The sequence below is a fragment of the Thiolapillus sp. genome (assembly GCF_048562965.1).
In the GTDB taxonomy this organism is placed as follows: domain Bacteria; phylum Pseudomonadota; class Gammaproteobacteria; order Chromatiales; family Chromatiaceae; genus Thiolapillus; species Thiolapillus brandeum_A.
Window position 1 is genome coordinate 1 of record NZ_JBHNMF010000041.1, and the last position, 14,544, is coordinate 14,544.

General features: G+C 58.3%; 13 protein-coding genes and 1 pseudogene. 5 read left to right on the forward strand and 9 right to left on the reverse strand.

The genetic code is table 11. The features are described from left to right. The first annotated feature begins 81 nt into the window (after positions 1 to 81). Both ACOCD2_RS04190 and ACOCD2_RS04195 read left to right on the forward strand, forming a co-directional pair. Positions 82 to 417 (forward strand): type II toxin-antitoxin system RelE/ParE family toxin, encoded by a 336-nt coding sequence (locus ACOCD2_RS04190; RefSeq protein WP_293652391.1) that lies wholly within the window; start codon positions 82 to 84, stop codon positions 415 to 417. After that, positions 417 to 698 (forward strand): helix-turn-helix domain-containing protein, encoded by a 282-nt coding sequence (locus ACOCD2_RS04195; protein ID WP_293645187.1) that lies wholly within the window; start codon positions 417 to 419, stop codon positions 696 to 698. Before ACOCD2_RS04190 ends, ACOCD2_RS04195 begins: the two co-directional genes overlap by 1 nt. 174 nt (positions 699 to 872) lie before the next feature. On the opposite strand, the gene ACOCD2_RS04200 is transcribed toward ACOCD2_RS04195, so the two are convergent. The 8 genes and pseudogenes from ACOCD2_RS04200 to ACOCD2_RS04235 all read right to left on the reverse strand — a co-directional run bounded on the left by ACOCD2_RS04200 (position 873) and on the right by ACOCD2_RS04235 (position 11,799). Then, positions 873 to 4,259 carry a zincin-like metallopeptidase domain-containing protein gene (locus tag ACOCD2_RS04200; protein WP_293645185.1) on the reverse strand — a complete coding sequence of 1,129 codons (3,387 nt, stop codon included), beginning with the start codon at positions 4,257 to 4,259 and terminating at the stop codon, positions 873 to 875. 24 nt (positions 4,260 to 4,283) lie between these two features. Next, positions 4,284 to 4,415 (reverse strand): annotated as a pseudogene (locus tag ACOCD2_RS04205) (conjugal transfer protein TraD); the annotation flags it as partial. 53 nt (positions 4,416 to 4,468) lie between these two features. Further along, complete coding sequence (locus ACOCD2_RS04210) at positions 4,469 to 6,529, reverse strand: DNA topoisomerase III (RefSeq protein ID WP_293645181.1); 2,061 nt, start codon at positions 6,527 to 6,529, stop codon at positions 4,469 to 4,471. Positions 6,530 to 6,541: 12 nt separating this feature from the next. Beyond that, positions 6,542 to 7,066 carry a conjugative transfer signal peptidase TraF gene (gene traF / locus ACOCD2_RS04215; protein WP_293645179.1) on the reverse strand — a complete coding sequence of 175 codons (525 nt, stop codon included), beginning with the start codon at positions 7,064 to 7,066 and terminating at the stop codon, positions 6,542 to 6,544. Beyond that, positions 7,063 to 8,970, reverse strand: coding sequence for a type IV secretory system conjugative DNA transfer family protein (locus tag ACOCD2_RS04220; protein WP_293652390.1), 1,908 nt, complete (start codon positions 8,968 to 8,970; stop codon positions 7,063 to 7,065). Before ACOCD2_RS04220 ends, traF begins: the two co-directional genes overlap by 4 nt. After that, positions 8,967 to 11,195: a TraI/MobA(P) family conjugative relaxase gene (gene traI / locus ACOCD2_RS04225; RefSeq protein WP_293679591.1), complete on the reverse strand. Its 2,229-nt coding sequence runs from the start codon at positions 11,193 to 11,195 to the stop codon at positions 8,967 to 8,969. The genes ACOCD2_RS04220 and traI overlap by 4 nt, the downstream gene beginning before the upstream one ends. An 18-nt stretch (positions 11,196 to 11,213) precedes the next feature. Continuing rightward, complete coding sequence (gene traJ, locus ACOCD2_RS04230; protein ID WP_293645173.1) at positions 11,214 to 11,591, reverse strand: conjugal transfer transcriptional regulator TraJ; 378 nt, start codon at positions 11,589 to 11,591, stop codon at positions 11,214 to 11,216. After that, entirely contained in the window at positions 11,584 to 11,799 is a 216-nt protein-coding gene (locus ACOCD2_RS04235; protein ID WP_293645171.1) for a hypothetical protein, read from the reverse strand. Before ACOCD2_RS04235 ends, traJ begins: the two co-directional genes overlap by 8 nt. 448 nt (positions 11,800 to 12,247) lie before the next feature. Between ACOCD2_RS04235 and ACOCD2_RS04240 the strand changes: the two genes are divergently transcribed. Genes ACOCD2_RS04240 through ACOCD2_RS04250 form a run of 3 tightly spaced genes read left to right on the forward strand, consistent with a single transcriptional unit; the run spans position 12,248 to position 13,775 of the window. Further along, positions 12,248 to 12,625: a TraK family protein gene (locus tag ACOCD2_RS04240; RefSeq protein ID WP_293645169.1), complete on the forward strand. Its 378-nt coding sequence runs from the start codon at positions 12,248 to 12,250 to the stop codon at positions 12,623 to 12,625. Continuing rightward, a complete protein-coding gene (locus ACOCD2_RS04245) occupies positions 12,625 to 13,350 on the forward strand; it encodes a conjugal transfer protein TraL (RefSeq protein WP_293652387.1) in 726 nt (241 codons plus the stop codon). Before ACOCD2_RS04240 ends, ACOCD2_RS04245 begins: the two co-directional genes overlap by 1 nt. Continuing rightward, complete coding sequence (locus ACOCD2_RS04250) at positions 13,350 to 13,775, forward strand: conjugal transfer protein TraM (protein WP_293645165.1); 426 nt, start codon at positions 13,350 to 13,352, stop codon at positions 13,773 to 13,775. The genes ACOCD2_RS04245 and ACOCD2_RS04250 overlap by 1 nt, the downstream gene beginning before the upstream one ends. Here ACOCD2_RS04250 and ACOCD2_RS04255 read toward each other — a convergent pair. Beyond that, a partial coding sequence (locus tag ACOCD2_RS04255) for an IncP plasmid survival protein KfrC family protein (protein ID WP_419582192.1) occupies positions 13,768 to 14,544 on the reverse strand: 777 nt, incomplete at its 5' end. The genes ACOCD2_RS04250 and ACOCD2_RS04255 overlap by 8 nt on opposite strands.

A 14,544-nucleotide genomic window follows, 5' to 3' on the forward strand; every position in this document is an offset into this window, starting at 1 on the left:
GTACGGGTTTAAAATGACCCGGCGTCATCTGACTATCCATAGTGACTACCCAAGCGATACAAAATATTGTATATTTCAGACATGACCGATCCCAAGCCCGTTGAGTTTCGGGGCAGTTCTCTTGATGACCTTCGTGCCTTTCCACTCCCGGCCAGGCGCGAGGCTGGCCATCAGCTCGATCAGGTTCAGAACGGCCAGGAGCCAGACAACTGGAAGCCAATGAAGACCGTTGGTCAAGGCACGAAGGAAATTCGGATTCGGGATGCAGTCGGGGCGTTCCGGGTCATCTACGTTGCCAAATTCGCTGATGCCGTCTATGTGCTTCACTGCTTCCAGAAGAAGACCGAGAAGACCAGCAAGCCCGATTTGGATTTGGCCTCGAAGCGTTACCGTGACTTATTGAAGGAGCTAGGTTAATGAGCAACCAACGATTCACCAGCGTCTGGGATGCCATTGAGGACACCCCGGAAGAAGCGGAAAACATGAAGCTGCGTTCCGCCCTGATGGCGGCGCTCAAGAATCACATTACCCACACTGGTATGAGCCAGGCGCAAGCCGCCAAGCTCTTCGGTGTGACCCAGCCGCGTGTCTCCGACCTGATGCGCGGCAAGATCAACTTATTCGGTCTTGATGCGCTGGTGAACATGTCGGCAGCGGCCGGCCTTCACATCGAAATGCGGATACGTGAAGTTGCGTGAACTTTTCGACAAAGGAAAATTCGTCGATGAACCGCGTTGTAGTCAGCTCATCAAGCTGCTGAGCCCTGGCTTCAGCAACTGTAGACCGTAACCAGGCAATGACGTTGGCCCCTGGAGGGGCCGGGCAAAGATCATCGAGTTGTTCGGCCAGTTTTTTCAAGATCCTCCATGGCGCTATATCCTGGCCGACCGGCGCTGCTGGGCATCCTGCTGCTGTGACCGTTTCAACGGCGCCTCTTTACGACGGCTCAGCACCTGACCGTCTCTACCCAGCGCGTAACGATAACCGTCCTTCTCTCCAGCATTCATGAAGCGTGCCTTGGCTCGCTCTTGATTATCGGGGCTGAGTGAGTCGAAGGTGAACGTGCGGGGCGCGGTATCGATCACCTGAGCCACTGACGTGGATACCTGGCGAACGACGCCCGCTTGCCCGAGTTCGCTACGGGTGGCCAGGTCGTTGAAGTCAGTATGCTGCTTCATCTTGTCTAGAGCGGCCAGTTGATCGGCACCGATCAGGGACAAACGAAGCGCTTCCTTTGCGGATGCCGATAGCGCCGGCTGGTCTTCAAGGGTCTTTGAGACACGCTGATGATCGCGGTAGCGCTTTGGCGTAATGGGATCGAGCGAAGCGGGATAGGCGGCTTCTCCAGGAGCGAATACCGGGAAGATGGCTTTGCCGCCTGCCGCTTTCGCTGCCTCCAGGGCTTTGACCCTGCCGGGATTGATGCCCTGGGTTACCTCCAGGTGCCGGTCATCGTCGCCGGCGATCACGACAGGCTTATCCGGAAACTTCCCGTGTAGCGCCCGGGCAACTGCGGGCAGGTTGCCAGAGTCGAAGGCGGCTATGGTACCGTGGCCTAACGCTTCGGCGAGTGTGGCGGCCGTGGCATAGCCTTCAGAAATGACGAGGGCGGGAGCGGCGGCAATCGCCTCGATGCCGCCAACGGCGTGAAAACAGCCCTCCTTGCGGCTGTCCTTGGCGAAACGCTTGGTACCGTCCTCCTGGATGTACTGCATAGTCCATTGCTTACCGTCGGCGTCGGTGGCGGGGATGTAGGTCTTTTGACCTTCCGCGTCTGTCATTGCGCCGGCGTGGGGTTGGATGCCCTTCGCCAGCATGTACGGGGTCGGTACTGACACCGGCACCAGGTTATCCATCTGAAGTGTCACACGCTGGGCAGTGGCCTCTTGCTGTCGGTCCCGCTCGGCCTGGCGGGCGGCCAGCTTAACCGCCGCTTCAGCTTGCAGCTTGGCCTTCTCCTGGGAATCGAGAGAATAGCCTTTCGATTTCCATTTCATATCGATGCCGGTACGGTTGTTCTTGATGTAGCCGGCAGGGTGGCCGTCCAGGTGGCCAACGTAGAAACCGGCCTGTTCGCCCTTCCTGTCGCCCTCGACGCCGATCCGGTGTTTCTGGCCGTCCATCATCGGATGATCGCCGGTCAGCACACAACCCAGAGAAGTCAGCGCCTCCGCGAACTCCTCTCTGGGTGTCATCGCAGGACTTTGTTGGTCCTGGACGTTTTCAGGCAGCCAGCGTTGCAGCTTATCCATGTCAGCACCTGGACCGGCGTACCAGCTCTTGGCCGCTTTGTCCCATTTCGCACCGGCCGCCTTGGCGGCCCCGCGCTCGCCATAGGGTACGGCGAGATACAAGCGCCGTTGAGCGGCGCTCTGGCTGGCCTGCTGAGTCCATTTCGAGAAGAGGTCGTTATTCACGCCTGGCGGGACATACCACGACTGCTTCTGACGATCCCAGCGGGCACCGAGTGACCTGGCCTCATCCTTCTCACGATAAGGCACATTGATATAGGTACGCACCGGCCCTTGGGGCGCGGCAAGGTCAGCGGTGTTCTGTTGCTGCTCATGCGCCGCAATCGCACGCTGAAGTTCCCCGTCATTAAGCATCGCAGCCACCTCCGCTGCTTTGCGGGTCTCTTTTGCGGCAGAAAGGTCTTCATCGGTGCTGTTGGGATCGCGTTGGACACACGCCTCATTCAATCGGGCAAGCCGGGCGGTTTTTTCGTAAGGGTTCGTTTCGGCATGGGCATGGATGACGGCCAGCCGGTCAGCAAGGTTGTTCGCCAGAATAAGGTCATCAACTGTCGTTAAGTAGGTAGCGGCATCGGGTCCGGTATGCTTACGTGCGTACAGTTGGTAGGCGTCCGGGGTCTCTTCGACCAGGTTGGCCTCGCGCAGCGCCCCGTTTTCGCGGATTACGCCAGCGATATGTATTTGTCCGGTCCAGTTTTCAGGGAGCGCAAAGCCAAGCGAATTCTCGGACGCCAGGCGGAACGTCTCCCTATCGTTTTCATAGGAATCAGCGTCACCGTTCTTCAGGTTAAGAAAGGCCACCGATAGAACAGCGTCAGGCCGACGTGTTTCGATCAAATAATCGGCCGCCGCGTCGATCTTGGCATCCAGCGCCCCGATGTCCTGAGGCAGCCCGTGATTTGACCAAAAGGCATTTTCTGTATTGAGTGGCTGCATCCGATCGATGGTGTCAATAACACGGTCGATCTGTTCGAGGGATGCGGTTTGAAGCGCGTTATCCAGGGTTGCATTCTGGACGTGGTGAAGCGTCCACGCTTCGGCTCTCAATGTATCGGATTCGGTGGAGGGGATGTTATGCACGGAGGCCTCCTGCTGCTGATCGTGTTTCTGGACTTGCTTTTGCTCGAATGCGAGAACAAATTCATGCATTTTCTCCGCGTCGGCCGAGGCTCGGAAGATTTCCATCGGATCGTCTTCCAGGACCTTGATCCAAGACTGGACGTAGGCGGCGTGCTGGCCGGGATCATGGCCAATACGCAACGCTTCGCCAACGAGCATCGACGCGATCTCCGCCCGCAGCTCCTCCCTGGCGTATCCCTCGGAGCCGAAGGGGTGGGCCAGGTCGCGGTCCAGGCGCGAAGGGTGGCCCGTCCAGTGGCCAAGCTCATGAAGCGCTGTAGCGTAGTAGTTATCGGATGTGGGGAATTGCCCCTTATCCGGAAGGTGAATGCTGTCGGTAGCCGGACGGTAGAAGGCACGGTTGCCTTCGGCGTGCCGGATGGTAGCGCCAGACGCGCTAAGGATGTGTTCAGCACGCTCGTGGGCATCCCATTGAACAGGTTTGCGCGCAAGGGCCGGTAGCCCATCAATCTGCTCGCCATTGAATACGGTCGCAAAGAAAACGCGAGGACGCTCAAGCGCCACGGAGACCTTGACGGGATGCCCGTCGTTGTCGAGAACAGGCTTGCCGTTGTCATCGAGCTTCGTTTGTTGCTCCGTAAATTTCCAATACTGAACGGGCGTGCCTTTTTCCCCCTTACGGACCTGTGCGCCGGCAGCCGCCGCCTGCTTATAGGTCATCCACCTGGGATCGCCGCGACCTTGCGCAAGAAGAAAAATGGCGTTGATACCTTTGTAGCGTTTCCCGGTCGTCGGATTCATGGGCATAGAGCCTTCGCCGGGTATCCACGGCCGTTGCCATGGAGCGGTACCCTCCTTGAGCTGCTGAATCAGTCGCTCAGCAACGGATTCGTGGAAGGGCTTTTTCGATGGTTTCCTGGCAGCCATGACTTACGCCTCCGGAACAGTCGCGTCGATCAGATCGGCGCCGCTCTCTGAGGCGTCCTGCTCAGAAATGGCGTCCTCGACAAATGCGCCGGCGCGTTCCGCTTCTTCCGGATCGAATTCGGCCTGATAGCCTGGCGTCATGGCGTCGGTGAGTTTGGAAGAAATCGAGTCGTTCTTTCGATCTTCAGCGTTCATATGAACAGTCCCCTTTACTGAGTTTTTTGAACATTGCGGCCCTTGCTGTAATTGGGCCTTCCTTTAACGTCTGGATAGGTCTGTGCGCAGGTAGGGAAATTGCTGCATCCCCACCAGAATTGACCTTTCTTGCGGCTCGGCCGCCGGGAGAGGCCGGCACCGCAGGACATACATTTGTATTTGGTGGAAACCGGGGCCGCTTCTTTACCACCAGCAACGGCGACAGAACCATCATTGGCCTTGGCCACCTGGTCCCGAATAAATGCCTCCTGTTTAGCAATGAAGGCATCAAGCTCGGCTGTACCCTGTTCGACGCTCTTTAACATGCGTTCGTACAACGCGGTCAGTACCGGGCTTTTCACGACTTCAGGCAGCACGTCGATCATGCTGCGGCCCAGGATAGTGCTGATGATCTGCTTACCCTTGGTTTCCAGAAACTCACGGCGCTTCAATTCGGAAATGATCGAAGCGCGGGTTGCAGATGTGCCGATACCGTCACCGTCGCGCAGCATTTTCTTGTGCTCCGGCTCGGTGACGTACTTGTGGATGTTCTCCATTGCGCGGATCAGCGTGCCCTCGGTGAAACGTGAAGGGGCTTTCGTCTTGGCGTCCTTCCGAGTGGCCTGCTTGCAGGTCACATCATCGCCCTGGGCCATCGCTGGCAACGCCTGGTCGCCGCCTTCGTCCTGGTCCTTATCGCTGTCTTCGTCGTTGTCCTGGAACAGGTCACGCCAGCCGTTGAGCGTGACAACCTTGCCCCTCGCGGCGAAGGTTTCGCCGGCAACCTCGATGCCGACCGTGGTGCTCATGTACTCGTGCAGCGGGTAGAACTGCGCCAGGTAGGCCCTCACGATCAGGTCGTAAATCTTGCGTTCCATGTCACTGAGGCCCGCCGCGCTGCCTTTGTGCATGGTAGGGATGATTCCGTGGTGCGCGGTGATCTTCGAGTCGTTCCAGGTGCGTGACTTGATGCCGGTGTCTGCGCCGTCCACGATGCCGGCCAGCGCCGGGTTGACGTGTTTGATGGCATCGAGCACCTGCGGCGCGTCGGCGTGCTGCGACTCCGGCAGGTAGGCGCAGTCGGTACGCGGGTAGGAAGTCAGCTTGTGCGTCTCGTAGAGCGCCTGGCAGGTGTTCAGCACGTCCTCGGCGCTGTATCCGAACTTGCTGGAAGCAAGCGCGGTGATGTCCGACAGTGCGAAAGCCAGCGGTTGGTTTTTCTTCTTGGCTTCCTGCTTGTACTCGGCCACGTTGCCGGCCTGGCCGGTGACAGCGGCCACTAGGGCGTCCGCCACGGCCGTATCGACAAGGCGGCCTTCGGCATCGAGGCCGGCCTGATCTTCCTTCGCCTTCCAGGCTGCGGGAAAGCTGCCACCGGCGTGCGCGATTTCAGCGCGGATCGTGTGATAAGGAACCGGCTTGAATGCCTCGATTTCGCGGTCCCTGGCGACGACAAGAGCAAGCGTAGGGGTTTGCACCCGTCCCACGGTAAGCAATGCCCTGGAGCCGCCACGCTGCGCCCGTAGGGTGAAAGCACGACTGAGGTTCATGCCGATCAGCCAGTCGGCACGGCCACGGCCTCGGGCCGCGTCGGCCCAGCCGGCATACTCGCGATTGTCCTTGAGTGCGGATAACCCGCGACGAACGGTGACTGAATCCTGGGATGAGACCCAGAATCGACGAACCGGCTTGTTATTGCCAAAGTGCTCCAGCACCTCGTCAACCAACAGCTGACCCTCGCGGTCTGGATCGCCGGCATTGACAATTTCGTCCGCGCTCTTGATCAGCTTGCCGATCAGCGAAAGCTGTTTTTTCGCGGCCGGCTTCGGGCGCAGCATCCATGAATCGGGGATGATGGGGAGTTCATCGACACGCCATATCTTGCGGCCGGAGCCATTGACCGGAACGTCATCTGGGGTGTACTCGTCCGGACCGGCCTGTTCGAGCATGTGCCCGAAACACCAGGTGATCTTATCGTCACCGCATTGAATGTAACCGTCGCCCTTGCCGGTCGCGCCCAGCTCGCTGGCTATTGCTTTTGCGACAGACGGTTTTTCAGCAATAAAGAGTCGCATAGGGTCCCTCCTCTACCATGTGATAACGGGATGAATAACGGATTTGATGTGTCCGATGTCTACGGGGCCGAAGTAGCGGCCATCGAAGGACAGGCCGGTGACATCAGACATCAGTAGCAACTGTCGGTCAGCAAGGGCGTAGCCGGCGATTCGATAATGAGGCATCGGGCGGTTCGCGCCATCGGCCAGTAAGGGCCTGCTTAAAGGTACTTCGTGACCGTTCACGAGGACCCCCTGATCGGTCACAGAGACGACATCATTTTTAGCCGCTAAAACTTTCTTCATGATGTAGCCGTAATTGCCTGGGCAGTAGCCCGCACCGATATAGCCACGAGTGCGGGCCTCGGCGAATAGCGCGTTGTCCGGTGGGCAAAAGATCACATAAGCGCCGGTTTCCACCGGCTCGCCTGAAGTGATGTAGATGCCCCGGGGAATACTGACGGTGGTATTGATACGGATGCCTGTCGACCCGGCAATGCCGGCCAACACCAGGCAGACAGCGGCTGTCCAGGTCGCGTATTTGATAACGCGAGTCATAGGACGATCTCCGCGTGCTCAGGATCGTAACCCCTGACAAGTACATCCGTGACCTTCGGTGCGGGAATCGATGCGCGAGCCTGGAAAACGGGGTCATTGAAGTACAGGGGCTGGCGACCGTAGATTGCGGGGTAACCGGCGACATAGATAACCATGTCGCCCGGCGCTGTAATGAGGCCGTCGGCGTTCTTCAAGGGTCCAGGCATCCGCAGACATTCGTCTGGCGTGAGCAACGGCCGTTGGTGATCATCGAAGGTCGTGGAGACATTGCTGTGCATCATCGATATACGCCGGCCGCTGGTAGTGATGCGCTCTTTTAAGACCGTGGTTTGACCTGTGAGCCGGGAGAGGTGCTCGGCGGTTTCGATGCGGTTAGGCGGATAGGCGTTCTGGACGTGGCAGTTGGAGGTGACTGTCTCGTCAGGGCCGTAGCCCGTCTCGCGGGACTTGAGCTGGTTGAGGTCCTGGCAGATCAGGTAGAACCTGATACCGTAGCCGGCGAGGAACGCGAGGGATTCCTGAAGAACCTCAAGCTTACCGATGCTGGGAAACTCATCGAGCATGGCAAGCAGCCGGTGTTTGTAGTGCGCAACGGGGCGCCCATCTTCAAAGTCCATCCTGTCGGCAAGCAGCCGGATCATCATGTTCAGAAAAACCCTGACCAACGGGCGCAGCCTGGCCTTATCATTGGGCTGGGTAATGATATAAAGGCTTACCGGGTCATTGTTGTTCATCAGGTCTTTGATGTGGAACTGGCATTGGCTGATGTTCCGTGCAACAACGGGGTCACGGTAGAGCGAGAGATAGGATTTCGCCGTTGAGAGGACAGAGCCGGCCTCTTCTTCGGGGCGATCCAGCATGTCACGGGCAGCGGCCCCGATGACGGGATGAACCTCGCCATTGATATGCGAAAAGGTGATCATCTCCATCCAAAGTTCGGCAATATCGCGGTCGGGATCGGAGAGGATGGCATCGACCGCAGGCAGCGTAGCCGGGGTGCCTTCCTGCTGTGATTTGTAAAGCACATGAAGCATCACGCCAACGAGGAGCGCCCAGGCGGTCTTTTGCCAATGGGACTCCAGACCCTTTCCGTCAGGATCAACAATCACAGTGGCGAGGTTCTGCACGTCACCGACCTCGTACTCAGTACCGATCCGGATTTCCTCCAGGGGGTTCCACCGGATGCCGCCGTTCAGCGCGGCGGGCTCGAATCGAAGCACCCTGTTGCGAGCGTGTTTTTTGCGCCAGCCGGCCGTCAGCGCCCACAGCTCGCCCTTGAGGTCGGTGATGACACAGCTATGCGCCCACGACAGGAGGGTCGGGACAACCAGGCCAACGCCCTTGCCGCTGCGTGTCGGTGCATAGGTCAGGACATGCTCGGGCCCGCTATGGCGCAGGTAATGAAAAGTGCCATCCTTGTCTTCCCACCCCCCGACGCAGACTCCGGAGGACGATGAATCGTTGTGCTTTTCGGAACCAAAAAGGCTTTTGGAACGCGGCAACAGGCCTGCGTCCTGGATGTCTTTCTTATCGGCCCACCTGGCGGAACCGTGTGAATATCGATGGGGTTTCGATGAGTTCCGTGCAACGATCTTCATGACCGCGACGACGAGGAGACCTCCGGCAGTGACGAAGACCCCGATGCTGGCAGCCTGCATGATTTCGGTCGGGTACTGCCCCCACCAGCGGGCAGACCAGACGAAAATATCCCAGGGCGCATAGATGTGCATGAAATGACCGCCGAGAACGGGCGGGTAATTGAAGATATGAGCGAATGTCTGTGTCGCAGCCTGGAGGCCGGCCACAAAGGAGATGATGCCCAGCATCGGAATGAATTTATTTCGGGCTGCGGGCTTTCTCTCCCTGACCTGGGGGCCGACAGCAGCGTCGTGCTTTGATCTCATCGAAATCTACCTTTTGGTTTCCTTTTAACGAACCCTTTCCCGTCCACGGTGACGGGATCTCCGATCTTTGCCCTTTTTAGGCGTTTTGCTGTCGCACCCTCTATAGGCAGAACAAAAACCTGATCGTCACGTTTGAGCAGCGCGAGCACCTGGCCGTCAACGGTCCTGATACCAGCATGCGAAAACTCGCCGGGTTCTCCATTATATCGGAAATGCTTCGGTATATCGAATCCTTTAAGGCGCTTGGACTCGCGTTCCGATATGTAGGAGGCGACTGCGGCGCGATGCTCGGCAGTTACTCTTGCTCCTGGCCCAGAAACTCCCCGTCGCAGTGCAGTATCTGGTTTGGCTCCTGGCTGCTCCATACCACGAGGTACATCACACGGCAGTAACACGTCACCTCCTCCGGAGATGCGAACCACACCGAGGCCGGACAGCGTTCGCAAACGGTTTCGTCCCTGGGGCGGCGGGACTTGTCCAATGCGTCCAATGTCGGGCTTGGCGATGGTGGCCTGAACGCCTGCGCTGGCCCCTGCTCCGACGCCTGGTGAACCGCCGTTGGTGGTTCGCCAGGCTCCGGAAGAGCGCTTGTTGGAAGCGGCTCCTGGTCGAGAACGGCCAGCGCCGCATCGATCAGTTCGTCCTCGGACGGATCGTGATCGTTCTGATCGGTCATGTTGTTTCTCCTGGCAGCTGCTTAATAACGTTTGTCGCCGGCGCTCAAGGCCCGGATCGGAAAAGGTGATGGGAAGCTCAGCGGAAACAGCCGAAAGGATGGCCTGGGCCTTGAACGCTGCTGTACCTGTGACAGTGATGCGGTTGCCGTAGCGGGCCACAGCCATTCGTAATGCATCTTCTACCGCCTGGCCGGTCGCCTGGCGCACCTGAAGCTTTTCGCCGTCGTCACGAACCGCCGTCGCGCCGGCGCGGAAAATAATTGTGCCTTTCCTGGTGATGTTGTCGGTCACAGGCGTATGACCGGCAAGAACATCGCCTTCGCCCTTGATGGTGTCGCCCTTGAGGCCCTGGGCCGCTTCACGGGCGCGAAGCGCCACGAGCGCCTGACCATCGCCATTCAGGGCCTGTTGCTTCAGCCAGTCGACCCAGGTCTGGCGTTTATGGCGCTCGTAGAGAGCGGCGCGCTCTTTGCGGTACTGCCTGTTGATCGACTGGATTTCTGCACGAAGCGCTTTGTGCGCCTGGGCATACAACAGCTTCCTGGCGAAACGGGTACCCCCCATCAGTTTGATGGCGGAACGGCGGCGTTTGTTCGCGCGTTTGGCGGCCTCGATCTGCCTGTCTTTGCGCCCCCTCGCCTTCTCCCACGCCTCGCCTCTGGCGGCCGTCAGCATGCCTTGTTCTTCCTGATACCTGGCGTACAGCTCCACCGTGTTGACCCGCGAGCGCACCGGTCGCTTCCTGTATTCCCTGCGGGCCTTCACCCGCACAGCCTGCTCGGCGCTCGGCTCGAATGCGCCAAGCCGGGCTTCCAGCTTCGGCCCGGACAGGTCGCGGGCCACGGTGCTCGCCTTGACCATCGTGCCGTCGCCGGCCCCGATCACAAACCCGTTCGCGCGCTGCCGCAGTTCAAGGCCGTTTTCGCGCATGACCTGGTGCAGCTCTGACCAGGACTGCGCGCCTTTGATGTCGTCCAGACATTCGCGCCTGATCCAGCCAACGAGGCTTTCAATGCCGGTGTGTTGCTCCATGTCCGCCGCCCGACCTTCGGCAATCTTGCGCCTGCTCTGGTGGTTGTCTACTTCCAAGCCGTAGTCACGTTCCAACACTTGGCAAAGCTCACCCAGCGTCCGGTAGGACTGGAAAGGATCGTGCATCGTGTTACGGGTCGGGTGGATCTTGTTGATGGCGATATGGATGTGCAGATTGTCGGTGTCGTGGTGTACGGCACTGACGCGCTGATGATCGCCATACCCCAAGCCGGCGCAAATACGTTCTTCAATAGCCTTCAGAACATCGGCCGCTGGCTTTTCACCTGGTCGAAAGCTGACAAGGAGGTGGAAGGTCTTGTCGCCTTCGGCTCGGGTATTGAGCCGCTGCGTAGCCAGGACCTCGGCGATCACGGCGGGCATGCTATCGGCTTGGCAGTTCGTGGCCTGAACGATGCCAAGGCGTTCTGTCTTGTCCTGCTTATCGGAGATATAGCGCACCAGACCGGCAAAGTCGGATTTGCCGAGTGGCCGCATGGGGACGTGCCTGGCGATCATCGAACTGGCGACCCGGTTTTAGCCGCTAAAACTGTCATGGTCAGCTCGCGGCATTACGATGGAAAGCATGACCTTGCTCATTTCATCCTGGGTATCAAGGATTCGGTCGAGCACGGCGTGTATCGTGGATTCACCAAATTGAGCGGTTCGCTCATCATTGGTGAGCCAAAGCTTCAGAAGTCCGCCAAGGCGGCCCAGGTCGCCGTTGATGCGGGCCAGTTCCCGCACTTGCTCATAATCGACGATGCCGTTGATTTGATAACCCTGGCCTACTTCGCGCAGGTAGCGGGCGACGCTCATGCCGGCCTGCTTCGCCTGGCGTTCAATGACTTGCCGCTCCTCCTGGAGAACAGGGACACGCAAGTGGTGTCTTCTTTTCTCCTTGGCATCACCCATTGCCGACCTCCCCTACTGCGGAGGCAGTCTGTTCCCAGCGGCGTACCATGAATGCCTTTTGCGCAGGCAGAACAGCCCGCACCTGGACAAGGCCAGTGCGCTGGTACATGGGACTCAATACCTCATGGAGATGGCGCACGGCGAAGGTGGCGTGGCGCTCTACATCGTCCACGGCATAGTCATCGCTGAAAGATGGATCATGAAACATACACATCGCGTGGACAGCCCGGTTGACCTCAACTTGGGCGTTGACCATGGGTCCATCGTTCTCTTTTTCAGAGTTCAACCTCCTTTCAAAAGCCGGCGGTAGCCGGCCGGCCTCGCAGAGCAGGATGTCCGTTGAGCACCCCGGTGCGAATAAGGTACAGCGAAGATAGGTGATCGGCTTGCCAATTAGCTAACTTCGCCCATCCTGCCCGCCTTACGGCGTTCATTACACCACGAAAAGTGTACACCACAATATTCGATAAATCCGCTGTAACTGCGTATTTTTCGCGCAACAAGCACCACCGATATAGCGAAACACGCAAAAACCGGCCTATAATGAGCAATAGTGGCACCAGAGAAGCGCAGAAATAGCGCGGTAACAGCGATTTAATGGATTGCACTGTAGTGCCAAATTAGCGATATGAGGAATAGACTATGGATCGAACGATATGGCTAAAACGTACACTGAAGAGCTGGCCGAATGGGTGAAGAAGCGGAAGGAGAAAAGGCCAAGGCAGGACTTGGCCGCAGTCGCTTTCATGGCCGTCCGCGAGGATGTAAAGGCGGCCATCGAGGCAGGCTACGCCCAGAAAACGATCTGGGCGCATTTGCACGAGATCGGGAAGATCCCCTATCGGTACGAAACCTTCCTGAAGCATGTGCGTAAGCACATAAAGGAGGCGAAAAGAGAGGAAGGGCCAGAATCGGCCAAGGTGACACCAGACAACCCAACGAAGGCCGCAGTCGGCCGGGAAAAGGACACGAAGCCAACCAAGAAGGAGGGCTTCACATTTGATGCAACACCCAAGAAAGAGGACTTAATCTGATGGCGAAGGTACACATAATTCTGCAAGGAAAAGGCGGCGTAGGGAAATCAGCTATCGCGGCCATCGTTGCACAATACAAGAAGAGCATCGGGCAGGAGCCCGTCTGCATCGACACCGATCCGGTGAACGCAACGTTCGAGGGGTACAAGGCCCTCGATGTACGCCGGCTGAACATCATGGAGGGCGACGAGATAAACACCAGGAACTTTGATGCCCTGGTCGAGATCATCGCCACGGCTGAGAGCGACGTGATCATCGATAACGGCGCCAGCTCGTTCGTTCCCCTCTCACACTATCTGATCTCGAACCAGGTGCCGGCGCTGCTCCAGGAGATGGGGCACGAGCTGGTGGTTCATACGGTCATCACGGGTGGCCAGGCGCTGCTGGATACAGTCAGTGGCTTCGCGCAGCTCGCCAGCCAGTTTCCGGATGAATCGATCTTCGTGGTTTGGCTCAACCCCTATTGGGGGCCGATAGAACACGAAGGGAAGCGATTCGAGCAGATGAAGGCGTACACGAGCAACAAGGATCGCGTGACGGCCATTGTGACGATACCAGACCTCAAGGAGGAGACTTACGGGCGGGACTTCGCCGAAATGCTCCAGGATCGCCAGACGTTTGAAGAGACCCTGGAGGATAAGACCAAAACGATCATGACCCGGCAGCGCCTCAAGTTGGTGAAGTCGCAATTGTTCGACGCGCTGGAAAATGCAGCGGTGATGTAATGACCGACAAGATTGAGGAGACGATAAAGGAGATCGCGGCAAAACACGGCATAGCCGTGAGCCGCGACGATCCGATCCTGATCCTTCAGACGATCAATGACCGTCTGATGAAGGACAGTGCGCAGGCGCAGGAAGAGTTGATCGATCGCTTCAAGGAGGAGCTGGAGGCGCTTGCGCATCGGTGGAGCGAGGACGCGAAGGCCCGTGCGGAAAGAGTGTTGAATGTAGCCCTGGCGGCCAGCAAGAACGCCATGGTCAAGGGCATGGAAGATGGTGCCCAGGCAGCGGCCGAACAGGTGCGGGTGGGGGTTGAGCCGGTAATTAGGCGCATGGAGAAACAATCCAGGCAGGTAGCCGCAATGAATATCGCGGCTGCGGTCACGGCGCTGATCGCGGCCGGCTTGGCCTTGCTGTCGTCTATTTAGGACGTGAGAGGCCCTGAGACAGGCTCTGTCCTCGTGATTGAGCCTGTTTCTGCTCCTGGGTCTGTTTTTTCACGAACGCCTCATGCTGGCGCACCGCAAGGCGCATGGCATCCCAATCGGAAGCGAGTTCCGGGTTCTCAGCCCGCATTTTTCGAGTAGCCAATTCTTCGACCTTTGGGGAGTGAAGGCCCATACCGTCCTTGATTTCACGCACTGCATCCAGGCGATGATGCAGCACCTGAAGCCGCGCTCGGCATTGGGCCTGCCGGGTCTGCCAGGCGCGCTTGGTGGAGGGAAGGGAAAGAAAGCCTGGGGAGCGTAATCGCATCTGCTGCAAGCGGGCCTGCTGGCGATCCACAAGGGCTTCCAATCGGACCTCAATGCGCTCAACCTGATCATGCTTGGATTGCACATAGGCGACGAGGGTTTCCTGGTAGGTCTGCTCGATGGGCGCAGAATCCAGCAAGGAGTGTTGCTGCTGCTCAAGGGATTCCGCCGCCTCAAGCAGAGAGTTGGCAGCCTGATCTACAGTGCCGCCGCCTTGCCCTGCCTGCGGGCCTCGCGCCGGCGCTTGAGTTCGGATCGAGCCCAGGCGCTGGATTCCTTCATGTCTTGCAATAGCGATTCGCTTTCTGATTGCGTCAACAGACGCGGCAGATCGGAGGTGTCCCGCTTCGCCTTGTGTGAGGTTGTTGATGCCATATCCAAAGGTCTCCTGCCAGTATTGATTCATAGCTTGGCCATGCTTTTCAGTAATGGCCGATAACAT